Source organism: Streptomyces kryoterrae (genome assembly GCF_054072135.1).
The window spans coordinates 7824542-7836789 of sequence record NZ_CM133358.1 but is presented as its reverse complement, the minus strand read 5'-3'; the positions used below and the strand labels follow the sequence as shown (position 1 = coordinate 7836789).

Genomic DNA, 12248 nt, shown 5'->3' with positions numbered 1-12248 from the left:
AACGGGCCCGGATCACCGGTTCTGCGGGGTGCGGGAGCTGCGGTGCTCGTGCCGTCGGCCGGGGCGCGACGGGGGGCGTCGGCCGGGGTGCGGTACGGCCGGGTGGGCCGGGATGCCGGGCTTGTTGTCGGTGGGGTGACGCCCGGGCTTGCCCATGACCATCAGCGGGTCGAACAGCACGACGACGCCGGCCAGCAGGAGGAAGGCCAGCGGGCCGATCATCAAGGGGGCGAGCAGGGTCGCGGGCGAGTCGCCGTCCGGACTCCCGGGCGCGGTGTGGAGATGGACCCGCAGGGCGGCCATGCCCGTGTAGTGCATACCGCTGACGGCGAGTCCCATGACGAGGCTGGCGCCCACACTCCACAGGAAGCCGCGGATCTGCCCGGCCGCCCACAGGGCGGCGGTGGCGGCCACGACGGCTATCACGACCGAGGCGGAGACGGTGAAGGTGTTGTACTCCAGCTTCCCGTTGAGACGCATTCCGGCCATGCCCAGGTAGTGCATCGAGGCGATGCCGAGGCCCGTGATGGTGCCCCCGGTGAACAGTGCCGTTCCGCTCGCGCCCCGGTAGCCGACGATGAAGATCCCGACGCCGACCATGAGGACGGCGACGCCCAGACTGGCGAAGGTCAGCCCCATGTCGTAGTTGATCGGGGTCTCCTTGACGGTGAACCCCATCATCGCGACGAAGTGCATGGTCCATATGCCGGAGCCGATCGCGGCCGAGCCGAGCGCCAGCCAGCCTGGTCGCCACGAATGGGCGACCAGCATCGATCTGGTGGTGCAGCGCAGGCCGAGCGCACCGCCCAGGCAGGCCATGAGGTAGGCCACCAGCGGGGTGACGAGTCCGTAGCTGAATCCGTCGACCGTGCCCTGCATGCGCGGCTGCCCTTCCGCCCTGTGCGTCCCGGAATTCCCCGAAATGCTCCCCTGCCCCAGGACCGGCCAGCGGTCAGGGTTGTGGCAGAGAGTATGACTGGCTCCGGATGGGTCGAACGATTTTCCGGCAAAGAAACACGACCTTGCCCCACTTGTGCGGCAGGAGTGTGTGGACTCGGGCAACTCCGTTCAATCGGTGTCTGTGCCGCACCTCTTCTTTCGTTGTCACTCTCCTGTCCCTCCGCTGTCACCCGGGGCCGTCCACACCCGCTCGGACCGCGCGCCGGGCGTTGTCAGTGGCGGGTCGTACGGTGGGGCGCATGGACAGCCATGGGCGGGACGAGCAGCAGGACCCGGAGAACCGGCAGCGGGTCGTGTGGGCGGTTGTCGGCACCGACATCGGCCCGATGCTGCTCGCCGCGACGCACGAGGGTTTGGTGAACGTGGTGTTCCATGCCACAGAGCCGGTGCGCGAGAGGACTGTCGAGCGGCTCGCCTCCCGGCTGGGCGCGGAGCCCGTCGAGGCTCCCGGGTCCCCGCTCCTGGCCGAGGCGATACGCCAGTTCACTGCGTACTTCGCGGGCGAGCTGCACGACTTCGAACTGCCGCTCGACTGGTCTCTGATCTCCGGATTCAACCGGCAGGTGCTGCGCGAGCTCGCGTCGGGCGTGCCGTACGGAGCGGTCGTGGGGTACGGCGACCTGGCCGGCCGGGTCGGCCGGCCCGGCGGGGCGCAGGCGGTCGGAGCGGCCATGGGCGCCAACCCGCTGCCGGTCGTGGTGCCGTGCCATCGGGTCGTGGAGAGCGACGGCGGCCTCGGCGGGTTCGGGGGCGGCCTGGAGACCAAGCGGAAGCTGCTCGCACTCGAAGGAGTGCTGCCCGAGCCGCTGTTCTGAGGGTTTCAGCCTCGGGACCCGAGGGTTTCATCAGTAGGGGGACGTCGGTACGAGGGACAGTCCCGTACGGGAAGAGGTGCCGTGGGGGAACGCTGTGCGGAAGCAGGGGGGACCGCGCCGGTGACCACATCTTTCGCCCACCCGGGCGGAGTGCGATGACCGCCGTCGAGCGGAGCCTCGGCGTGCCTGTGGCCGGCGAGCAGTTGGCCTCACTGCGGCGCCGGGTCTCCGGTGTGCTGGTCGCGAGCCAGATCCTCGGCGGGCTCGGGGTGGCCACCGGGGTCGCGCTCGCTTCCGTACTGGCCCAGCGGATCAGCGGTACCGAGTCGTTGTCCGGGCTCGCGCCCACCGCGATGGTCACGGGCACGGCGGTGGCATCGCTGCCGCTGGCGGCGCTGATGACCGCGCGCGGGCGGCGCCCCGGCCTGATCCTGGGGTATCTCGTCGGCGCCCTGGGGGCGGGCGTCGTCGTGGTCGCGGCGGTCATCGACAGTTTTCCGCTGCTGCTGTGCGGTATGGCCGGGTTCGGGGCGGCCTCGTCGGCGAATCTGGGGGCGCGGTTCGCGGCCGCCGATCTCGCCGAGGCCGACCGGCGCGCACGGGCCATTTCGAACGTCGTGTGGGCGGCCACCATAGGGGCGGTCCTCGGGCCGAACATCGCCGCGCCCGCGGGACGCAGTGTGTCCGGGCTCGGGATACCCGCGGTGGCTGGCCCCTTCCTCTGGGCGGCCGGGATCTTCCTGGTCGCGGCGGTGACGGTGGCCGTTCTGTTGCGCCCGGATCCGCTGCTCACGGCCCGCGCGCTCGCCCCGGTGGAGGAGCGGTCGGCCGGGGGCCGGTCCCTGCGGGCGGGTCTTGCCGCCGTCATGGCCTCGCCGCGTGCCCGGCTCGCGCTCGTGACGGTGGCCGTGTGCCACACGGCCATGGTCTCGGTCATGTCGATGACCCCGGTCGCGCTCGGGCACCACGGCGCGAGCATCGATCTGATCGGGCTGGTCATCAGTGTCCACATCGCGGGCATGTACGCGTTCTCGCCACTCATGGGGCGACTGTCCGACGGGGTCGGGCGGCTGTCCGGCATCGGTCTCGCCGTGGGTCTGCTGGTCTGCGCGGCGTTCCTCGCGGGCACGGCCGACGGCAGTCACGGCCGTACCGCGGTGGGGCTCTTCGTCCTGGGACTGGGCTGGTCGGCCGGGCTTGTCTCCGGATCCGCCCTGCTCACGGACTCCGTGCCCGAGGCCGCGCGCGCCGCCGCGCAGGGGCTGTCCGACCTCACCATGAACACCTCGGCGGGGCTCGGCGGGGCAGCAGCCGGGCTCGTGATGGCCCAGGCGGGCTATGGGTGGCTGAATCTCGCCGCCGCGTGCCTGCTGATACCCGTGGGCGCGCTGGCGTTGTTCACACGCGACGACCTGCGGCGGGTCCGGGACGCGAAGGCGCGCGGCTGAGCCACGGAGCCGGAGGGACGGCGACCGCCTTCCCCGGGCTGGTGGCGTCTGCCACAGGCCGCGGGGGTTTGACCGGGCGCGCCGCCCGCCAGAGATGAGGGAAGACCGAACGACAGGAAGCAGGCGCGTGATGCTGGTGGTGTCCGAAGAAGTGCGGGAAGCGGTCGACGCGCGTCGACCCGTGGTGGCCCTGGAGTCCACGATCATCGCGCACGGGCTGCCGCGCCCCCGCAATCTGCAGGTGGCGCTGGAACTGGAGGACGTCGTGCGGCAGGAGGGCGCCGTACCGGCCACCATCGCCGTGCTTGACGGGCGCCCCCATGTCGGCCTGGACAAGGAGCAGTTGGAACGGGTCGCGAACGAGGACGGGATCCGCAAGCTGGGTCACCGCGATCTGCCGCTCGCGGTGGCCACCGGGGCGAGCGGGGCGACCACGGTGTCGGCTACCGCGCTGCTGGCCGCCCGTGCCGGCGTACGGGTGTTCGCCACGGGTGGGCTCGGCGGGGTGCACCGGGAGTGGACGGTGACCCAGGACGAGTCCGCAGACCTGGGGCTGCTGGCGCGCACCAGGATCACGGTCGTCTGCGCGGGCGTGAAGTCGATCCTGGATGTGCCGGCCACCCTGCAGCGGCTGGAGACCCTCGGGGTCGCCGTGGCCGGTTTCGGTACCGGCAACTTTCCCGGCTTCTACCTTTCGGACTCCGGGCATCCGGTGGACTGGACGCTCCACACGCCGGAGCAGGTCGCGGACGTGATGCGGGCCCAGGACGCGCTCGATTCCCCGGAGTCGGCGTTCATCGTCGCCAATCCGGTGCCCGAGCAGCAGCAGCTGGATCCCGGGCTCCACGCGCGCGTGCTCGCCGACGCGCTGCACGCGTGCGAGGAGCAGGGCGTGAGCGGGCAGGCGGTCACCCCGTTCCTGCTCGACTACCTGGTGCGGCACACCGACGGCGCCTCGCTCAGCGCCAACCTGGCAGCGGTCCGCGGCAACGTACGGCTCGCGGGGCGGATCGCGGCGGCCTGGGCCGGGGCGTGACGGAGCCGGGCGGGGCGCTGCTCGTCGTCGGGGACGTCATCACGGACATCGTCGCCCGGCACCGGGGTCCGCTCGCGTCGGGGACCGACACGAGCGCCGAGATCCGGACCCTGCCGGGTGGTGCGGGCGCCAATGTGGCCTGCTGGGCAGCCCATTGGGGCCGCGCGGAGGTACGGCTGCTCGGGCGGGTGGGCGCGGACTCGGCGGAGTGGCACGCGCGCGAGCTGACCGCCTGCGGGGTACGGCCACGCCTCGTCGTCGATCCCAAGGCGCCGACCGGGACGGTGATCTGCCTGGTGGACGCGGACGCGGCGGCGGAGCGCACGTTCCTGACCCAGAGCGGCGCCTCGCTGCGGCTGGACCCCGACGACTGGTCGGACGTACTGCTCGACGGTGTCGCACAGCTGCATCTCTCGGGCTACCTGCTGTTCTCGGCACCGAGCCGGGCGTTCGTGGCGGTGGCGCTGGAGTCGGCACGCGCGCGTGGCGTACCGGTGAGCCTGGATCCGGCGTCGGCGGGGTTCCTCGTCGAACTGGGTGTCGACCGCTTCCTGGATCTCGTGTCCGGAGTGGATGTCCTGCTGCCGAGCCGTGACGAGGCGTGTCTGCTCACCGGGTTGCCCGACCCGGCGGACGCGGCGGCCGAACTGAGCCGCCGCGTCCCACTGGTGGTCGCGAAGCAGGGTGCCGAAGGCGCGCTGGTGGCCCGGTCGGGGACCCTGTCCGCCCGTGTCCCGGCCGTGCCCGCGACACCTCGGGACACGACGGGCGCCGGCGACGCCTTCACCGGAGCGTTCCTCGCCACCCTGCTGACAGGCGCCGCACCCGAGGACGCGGCAGCACAGGGGTGCCTGGCGGGCGCGCGTGCGGTGGAGCGGGTGGGCGGGAGGCCGCCGGTGCTCGGTTGAGGGGACGGTGAGCAGTGCCTCCGACTGCCGTTGCCGTGGCTACCCCTTGCGTCCCCAGGCCGAGATCATCGGTGCCGTGGCCAGGTCCATCCCGCCCGCGGCGACATTGGCCAGGTGCCGGTCGATGTCCTGGTCCGTGGCGTGGCCCCCGGCGACGAGCCGCTCCCGGATCTGACGGATCGTCGCGGACTCCAGCGCGGCGCAGGCGGGCGAGGTGACGGGGAAGTACCCGTCGGCCTGTACGTTGTTCAGGCCCGCCTCGCGCAGCAGCCGCGGGAGTTTGCGGCCGTAGGCCAGGTCGGCGCCGCTGTCCGCGAGCAGTTGGCGGAAGCTGTGGCGCAGCCGGTTGGCGAGCTGCTGCTCGGGGCCGTGCTCGTCGGGGCAGAGCAGGGGTTGCAGAGCGGGATCGGCGTCCTCGACCAGGAGCCGTCCGCCGGGGCGCAGCGACTTGATCATCGAGCGCAACGCCCGTTCCCGGTCCGGCACATGGACGAGGACGAGCCGGGCGTGCACCAGGTCGAACCCCTCCCCCGGCGGCTCGTCGACGCCGACGTCGTGGACGCGTACCTCGACCGGCTGGCGGGCTGCCGGGGCCACCCACGAGGTGTCGAGGTCGGTCGCGACGACCTTCCCGGTCGGGCCCACCTTCTTGGCCAGCCAGGAGACCACCGAGGTGCCGCCGACACCGACCTCCCAGCAACGCCAGCCGGGTCCCACGCCGAACCCTTCGAGGTGACGGAAGGTCGTGGGATCGAAGAGGGCGGCGAATGCGTCGAAGCGTTGTCCCGCCTCGGTCTGCCGGTTGTCGAGGAGATAGCCGTCGGTTCGCGTCATGCCGAGATCATCCCAGTCATCCGCTTTGTTCGACCGGGTCGACGCTCCCGCACGACGAGATGTCCGACGATCACGCCGACCGGCGAAAACGGATCGGAACCTTCCGTTCCCACAGGCTCCTCCGGTGTTCGCGGAGGGCTGGCAAACTGGCGAGCCAGACGCATGGTGCGGACAGTGCGGCACGAGGAGATCCACACGAGGGGGTCCAGATGTCCATGGCGGGGAATCTGCGGAAGGTCACCGGCCTCGGCAGGGGCGGCGGCCTCCGCAAGGTGGCACGGCTGGCACGCCGGCGCCCGCGTGTCGACCTGAGTCACCACGCCCGGTCACCGCTGGGCTCCGCGGTCGTGAACTGCGTGGCCTACGAGGACGGCGTCCGGGTCCCGGCGGGCCGGGATCTGGTCGACGCCGTGCGGCGGGTCCGCAAGAGCGACGAGGGCTTCGTCTGGCTCGGCCTCCACGAGCCGACGGACCAGGAGTTCGCGGGCATCGCCCAGCTCTTCGACCTGCACCCGCTCGCGGTCGAGGACGCGGTCGACGCCCACCAGCGCCCGAAACTGGAACGGTACGGCGAAACCCTGTTCGCGGTGTTCAAGACGGTCTGCTACGTCGAGCACGCCGAGCTGACGGCGACCAGCGAGGTGGTGAACACCGGCGAGATCATGGTCTTCGTCGGCCGGGAGTTCGTGATCACGGTACGACATGGACGGCATGGCTCACTGGGCCCGCTGCGCGAGGGTCTGGAAGCCGACCCCCAGCAGCTCGCCAAGGGCCCGGCGGCCGTGCTGCACGCGATCGCGGACCATGTGGTCGACGACTACCTGCAGGTCACGGACGCGGTACAGGCAGACATCGACCAGGTCGAGACGGATGTCTTCGCGACGAACGGCGCGCGGGCCGACCCCGGCCGGATCTACCAGCTCAAGCGTGAACTCCTGGAGCTGAAGCGGGCCGTGGCTCCACTGCACCGACCGCTGCAGGAACTGGCGACGCGGCCGATACGGGTGATCGACCCGGAGATACAGGCCTACTTCAGGGACGTCTCCGACCATCAGATCCGGGCCACGGAGCAGATCGCGGCGTTCGACGAGCTGCTCAACTCGATTCTGCAGGCGCACCTCGCGCAGGTCACGGTCGCGCAGAACGAGGACATGCGCAGGATCACGGCCTGGGCGGCGGTGATCGCCGTACCGACGATGGTCTGCGGGGTCTACGGCATGAACTTCGATCACATGCCGGAACTGCGTTGGCGGTTCGGATATCCGCTGGTCATCGGTCTGATATCCGTCGTCTGTCTGACGCTGTACCGGAGCTTCCGGCGCAACGGCTGGCTCTGACACGGCCGGCCGTGTCACACACCCTCGCCACGAGGGTGTGTGACGGGGCGGCGGGTCAGCGCATCGTGGTCCTGGCGTAGACGCTCTCGGCCCAGGACGCGATCTGGTCGTCCGTGAGGTGCTGGGCCAGATCAGCCTCGCTGATCATGCCGACCAGACGCTTGTTCTCGATCACCGGAAGCCGGCGGATCTGGTGGTCCTTCATCTCTTCGAGCACCTCGCTGACATCGGCACTCGCGTCGATCCAGCGTGGGGTGCCCTGGGCCATCTCTCCCGCGGTGACCTTTGCCGGATCGTGGCCCATGGCGACACAGCCGACGACGATGTCGCGGTCGGTGAGGATGCCGCAGAGGCGTTCGTTCTCGTCGCTGATGGGCAGGGCGCCCACGTTGAGCTCGCGCATCATCTGGGCGGCCCGGTCGAGTGTCTCGTGGGCGGGAATCCACTGGGCGCCGCGATGCATGATGTCTCCGGCGGTGGTCATGAAGTACCTCCCGGTGCCGGACGGCCGGCGCGGCGCGGAGGGCACCGCTAGTCCCGGCGCCCTACATTCTTGCCGCGCTCACGGGGATACGCACCCGGAAGTCCGCGTTTTCCGGGCACCGCGTCCGGGGCCGGGTCAGCCGTTCCACGCCGGGTGACGCGGGTCGTCCGCGCGTATCAGGACGTCGGCCGTGGTGGCGGGGTCCGTCTCGCTCTCGTAGCGCTCGAAGGCGGGGAGGGTCCATTGCTCGGCCTCGGGGGTACGGCGGCGCAGGGCCGCCGGGGAGAGGAGGACATGGACGGTTCTGTCGAACGGGAACCAGTGGCGCAGCAGGAAGGGGCCGTGCAGCAACAGGATTCCGCCGGGCGGGAGTTGGACGTAGGGGCTGCGGGTGGAGCGGTCGGTGAGCGGGTCGCGGAGGTCGGGCAGGACACGGCCGTCGCCGCCGGGTTCGAGGGGGCCGAAGACCTCACGCCAGAGAGCGCCGGTGTCGAACCAGCCGTTGTAGTAGGCCTCCACGTCCTCGTGGCCGTACTCCAGCCGAAGAGAGGCGGGGCGCAGGAAGCCGGCGGTGTCGATGGCGAGCGAGGGCCGGCCGCGTAGGCGCAGCGCCTCGGCCACACGTTCCGCGAGGTCTCCTGGGCGGGCGGCCGGGGCCCCGTCGAAGGCGATGCGTGGCCAGGGGCTGCCGTCGTCCGGCTTCAGGTCGAGCACACGTTCGGCGAGGAGGTCGCCGAGCCGGTCCCAGGTGATCGGTTCCAGTCGCACACGGCCCATGATGCCGGGTGGCCGTCGGTGGCGAGAAGGTGAGGTCTGTCCGGGGATTCCTGGTCGCCAATGGGAATCAAGCACCCGTGACAGACGACCGTGCGACTCCCCCGCTCCACGCCGGACTTCTCGTCGTGCAGCCGCTCAGGCGGCGGCACTGTGCCGAGTGCCGGCGGGGACCGTTGACCTTGCTCGTGCTGGAGGACGGGGCGCCTCGGTGTCTTGACTGTGCCGACCTCGGGCATCTGGTGTTCCTGCCCAGGGGCGACACCGCGTTGACGCGCAGGTCGCGGGAGGAGAGCGGGCTGTCGGCGGTGGTCGTGCGCTTCAACCGGCGCCAGGGGCGGTACGAGCGGCAGGGCGTTCTGGTCGAGGAGGCGGGACTCTCCCGGGCCGAGGAGCGGTGCCTGGCGGACGCCGAGGCACGGCGGCGACGTCGGATGCGGGACGCGCGGCGGCGGGTCGCGGAGGATCTGCGGTTCACGGAGGCGTTCGCGCGCGAGATCCACCGGTTGTTTCCCGGATGCCCGCCGGATCGGGCCGAGGCGATCGCCGCGCACGCCTCGGTACGTGGCAGCGGGCGTGTGGGGCGTAGTGCGGCGGGGCGGGCGTTGTCCGAGGGGGCGGTGCTCGCGGCGGTCGTGGCGGCCGTACGACACGTGGACACGTCGTACGACCAGTTGCTGATGAGCGGGGTCGTGCGGCACGAGGCTCGGCGGCGGATCGCCGACGCCGTCGCGGCGAGGCTGCGGGAATGGGGGACGGAGGCGGAGGCGGAATCGGGTGGGGATGCTGGTGCCGGTGCGGAACAGAGGGACGGCTCCGGGGCCGGGTCTGCGTGAGGGGGACGGCGGGCCCCGTGACCCGGTCGCGACCCGTGCCGCTGCCTCCGCCGGACGCGTGCGTACGGCACCGTGGTGCTCGGCCATGGGCGTTGTCAGTGGCAGGAGGTTCACTGGTGGGGACCGATGGAGATGATCGACCGGGGAGTCGGCATGATCGATGGGGCGTACTTCGTACTCGTGGTGCTGGGTGTGCTCGGTACCGGGCTGGTGGCCGGGGTCTTCTGCGGGTTCTCGACCTTCGTGATGAGGGGGCTCGCCGCGTTGCCACCCGCGCAGGGGGTCGCCGCGATGCGGGCGATCAACGTCACCGCGGTGAATCCGCCCTTCATGTTCGTGTTCATCGGGTCGGCAGCCCTGTGTCTGGTGACCGTCGTGGTCACGTTCGTGGTGTGGCCGGACGAGGGTGCGGTGGAGCTGCTGGTGGGCAGCGCGCTGTATCTGTTCGGCTCGTTCGGGCTCACCATGGGCGCGAACGTGCCGCGCAACAACACGCTGGCGGAGCTGGAGCCGGGGACGGCGGAGGCCGCCGCGTACTGGCCCGTGTACGTGCGCGAGTGGACCCTGTGGAACCACATACGCACGGTCGCCTCGGGGGCCGCCTCCGTGCTGTACGTCCTGGCCGTCGCCTGAGCCACCGGCCCGCTCGGCGTGCATGGCCGATGAGCCGTATCGTGGCCGAAGGAGAGTGCCGCCCGATGACGCACGGCCCCGTCATGCGTACGCAGGGAAGACGGCGAGGACACGGTCATGGGCGATCCCAAGGGTTTTCTCACCACAGCACGCCAGAACTGGCCGCGCAGGCCCGTCGAGGAGCGGGTCCGTGACTGGGACGAGGTGTATGTCCCGGGGGCGCTGCTGCCCATCATCAGCAAGCAGGCCGGGCGCTGCATGGACTGCGGTGTCCCGTTCTGCCACGAGGCCTGTCCGCTGGGGAACCTGATCCCCGAGTGGAACGACCTGGTCTCCCGGGAGGACTGGCGTGCGGCGAGCGACCGGCTGCACGCCACGAACAACTTCCCCGAGTTCACCGGGAGGTTGTGCCCGGCGCCGTGCGAGGCGGGCTGTGTGCTGGCCATCAACCAGCCCGCGGTGACCATCAAGAACGTCGAGGTGGCCATCGCCGACCGGGCCTGGTCCGACGGCTTCGCACCGCCGAGACCGCCGGACCGGCTGTCGGGGCGTACGGTCGCGGTGATCGGGTCGGGGCCCACCGGGCTCGCCGCCGCCCAGCAGCTGACCCGCGCCGGACACACCGTCGCCGTGTACGAGAAGGATGACCGGCTCGGCGGGCTGATGCGGTACGGCATCCCCGGGTTCAAGATGGAGAAGCACCATCTTGAGCGGCGCGTCGACCAGATGCGGGCCGAGGGAACCAAGTTCCGTACGTCGACAGCCGTCGGGCGGGATGTCGGGGCCGCCGAGCTGCGGTCGCGCTACGACGCCGTGGTGCTGGCCGTTGGTGCCACCGCCTGGCGTGATCTGCCGCTTCCCGGGCGGGAGTTGGCCGGTGTTCATCAGGCGATGGAGTATCTTCCGCTGGCCAACCGGGTGTGCCAGGGGGATCTGGCGGCGTCCCCGATGTCCGCCGCCGGGAAGCACGTCGTCATCGTCGGCGGCGGTGACACGGGCGCCGACTGCCTGGGCACCGCGGTGCGTGAAGGGGCCGCCTCCGTCACCCAGTTGGACATCTACGCCCAGCCCGGCACGGAGCGCGACGAGGACTCCGATCCCTGGCCGACGTACCCGAAGATCTACCGGCTGTCGGCCGCCCACGAGGAGGCCCGTGACCTGGGGTCGGCGCCCGCGGCCGACGCCGACGCGCGGCTCTTCGCGGCGTCCACGCTCCACTTCTCGGGCGACGCCGACGGGCACGTACGGGCACTGCACCTCGTCGAGGTGGACACGGAGCGCCGTCCGCTGCCCGGATCCGGGCGGACGCTCCCCGCCGACCTCGTGCTGCTCGCCCTCGGCTTCTCCGGGCCCGACCAGGAGGACGGTCTGATCGACCAGCTCGGGCTCGCCCTGGACCCGCGCGGCACGATCGCCCGCGACGCGGACTTCGCGACGAACGTACCGGGCGTGTACGCGGCGGGGGACGCGGCCCGCGGGCAGTCGCTGATCGTGTGGGCGATAGCGGAGGGGCGGGCGGTCGCGGCGGCCGTGGACCGCCGGCTGACGGGCGCCACGCAGCTGCCGGCGCCCATAGGGCCGTACGACCGGCCGATGACCGTGTAAGCACGCCAGGGCCGCCCCCGTCCGTGCCTGACGCGGGTCAGCGCTCGTCCGTGCCGGCCACCTTGCGGGTCGCCAGGGACACCCGGTTCCAGGTGTTGATCGTGAGGATCAGGGCCAGGACCTGGGCGAGTTCCCGGTCGTCGAAGTGGGCCGCGGCCTCGGTGTAGACGTCGTCCGGGACACCGGCGTCGGCCACCAGGGTGACCGCCTCCGTGAGGGCCAGCGCCGCCTGTTCCCTCGGGGTGTAGAAGTGGCGGGCCTCGCGCCACACGGCGACCAGGTGCAGCCGGTCCTCGCTCTCGCCCGCCTTGCGCGCGTCGTTCGTGTGCATGTGGAGGCAGTACGCGCAGTGGTTGAGGTGCGAGGCGCGGATCTGGATCAGTTCGACCAGCGCCGGGTCGAGGCCCTCGCGGGCCGCCGCGTCGAAGCCGACGAGGGCGCGGAAGACCTTGGGGGCCGTCTTCGCGAAGTTCAGGCGGGGGGGTTCGGCGGCCCCCTCGAAGTGCGCGGTTGTGGGGTTCGCGGTGTTCGTGTTCGTCGTCATGACCATGAATCTACGGGCCGGAAAGACCGGCTGT

The 12248-nt window shown here is 71.4% G+C and carries 13 protein-coding genes; 8 read left to right on the top strand and 5 right to left on the bottom strand.

The window, feature by feature from the left end:
• Positions 1-12 precede the first annotated feature (12 nt).
• On the bottom strand, positions 13-879 hold the full coding sequence (locus ACW4TU_RS34765; protein WP_457419790.1) for an MHYT domain-containing protein: 867 nt from the start codon (positions 877-879) through the stop codon (positions 13-15).
• A gap of 320 nt (positions 880-1199) precedes the next feature.
• Here ACW4TU_RS34765 and ACW4TU_RS34760 point away from each other — a divergent pair, with 320 nt between their 5' ends.
• The 4 genes from ACW4TU_RS34760 (at position 1200) to ACW4TU_RS34745 (ending at position 5167) form a co-directional block, all read left to right on the top strand.
• Positions 1200-1775 (top strand): methylated-DNA--[protein]-cysteine S-methyltransferase, encoded by a 576-nt coding sequence (locus ACW4TU_RS34760; RefSeq protein ID WP_457419788.1) that lies wholly within the window; start codon positions 1200-1202, stop codon positions 1773-1775.
• Positions 1776-1930: 155 nt separating this feature from the next.
• Entirely contained in the window at positions 1931-3223 is a 1293-nt protein-coding gene (locus ACW4TU_RS34755) for an MFS transporter (RefSeq protein ID WP_457419786.1), read from the top strand.
• 130 nt (positions 3224-3353) lie between these two features.
• The gene (locus ACW4TU_RS34750; RefSeq protein ID WP_457430475.1) at positions 3354-4259 is read left to right on the top strand and encodes a pseudouridine-5'-phosphate glycosidase; all 906 of its coding nucleotides are present in this window, start codon (positions 3354-3356) and stop codon (positions 4257-4259) included.
• On the top strand, positions 4256-5167 hold the full coding sequence (locus ACW4TU_RS34745; RefSeq protein WP_457419784.1) for a carbohydrate kinase family protein: 912 nt from the start codon (positions 4256-4258) through the stop codon (positions 5165-5167). Before ACW4TU_RS34750 ends, ACW4TU_RS34745 begins: the two co-directional genes overlap by 4 nt.
• Positions 5168-5206: 39 nt before the next feature.
• Here the strand turns inward: ACW4TU_RS34745 and ACW4TU_RS34740 are convergent, their stop codons facing one another.
• Positions 5207-6001, bottom strand: coding sequence for a methyltransferase domain-containing protein (locus ACW4TU_RS34740; protein ID WP_457419782.1), 795 nt, complete (start codon positions 5999-6001; stop codon positions 5207-5209).
• 209 nt (positions 6002-6210) lie between these two features.
• Here ACW4TU_RS34740 and ACW4TU_RS34735 point away from each other — a divergent pair, with 209 nt between their 5' ends.
• On the top strand, positions 6211-7338 hold the full coding sequence (locus tag ACW4TU_RS34735) for a magnesium and cobalt transport protein CorA (protein ID WP_457419780.1): 1128 nt from the start codon (positions 6211-6213) through the stop codon (positions 7336-7338).
• Positions 7339-7393: 55 nt separating this feature from the next.
• Here ACW4TU_RS34735 and ACW4TU_RS34730 read toward each other — a convergent pair whose 3' ends face one another.
• Positions 7394-7822, bottom strand: coding sequence for a CBS domain-containing protein (locus ACW4TU_RS34730; protein ID WP_457419778.1), 429 nt, complete (start codon positions 7820-7822; stop codon positions 7394-7396).
• A 135-nt stretch (positions 7823-7957) separates the two neighbouring features.
• On the bottom strand, positions 7958-8599 hold the full coding sequence (locus tag ACW4TU_RS34725) for a nucleoside/nucleotide kinase family protein (RefSeq protein ID WP_457419776.1): 642 nt from the start codon (positions 8597-8599) through the stop codon (positions 7958-7960).
• A gap of 77 nt (positions 8600-8676) precedes the next feature.
• Here ACW4TU_RS34725 and ACW4TU_RS34720 point away from each other — a divergent pair, with 77 nt between their 5' ends.
• The 3 genes from ACW4TU_RS34720 (at position 8677) to ACW4TU_RS34710 (ending at position 11670) form a co-directional block, all read left to right on the top strand.
• Complete coding sequence (locus ACW4TU_RS34720) at positions 8677-9432, top strand: DUF2293 domain-containing protein (protein WP_457419774.1); 756 nt, start codon at positions 8677-8679, stop codon at positions 9430-9432.
• Between the two features lie 153 nt (positions 9433-9585).
• Positions 9586-10065, top strand: a complete 480-nt coding sequence (locus ACW4TU_RS34715) for an anthrone oxygenase family protein (RefSeq protein ID WP_457419772.1) — start codon at positions 9586-9588, stop codon at positions 10063-10065.
• Between the two features lie 117 nt (positions 10066-10182).
• Complete coding sequence (locus ACW4TU_RS34710; protein ID WP_457419770.1) at positions 10183-11670, top strand: glutamate synthase subunit beta; 1488 nt, start codon at positions 10183-10185, stop codon at positions 11668-11670.
• A gap of 37 nt (positions 11671-11707) precedes the next feature.
• On the opposite strand, the gene ACW4TU_RS34705 is transcribed toward ACW4TU_RS34710, so the two are convergent.
• Entirely contained in the window at positions 11708-12220 is a 513-nt protein-coding gene (locus ACW4TU_RS34705) for a carboxymuconolactone decarboxylase family protein (RefSeq protein WP_457419768.1), read from the bottom strand.
• Positions 12221-12248: the final 28 nt, after the last annotated feature.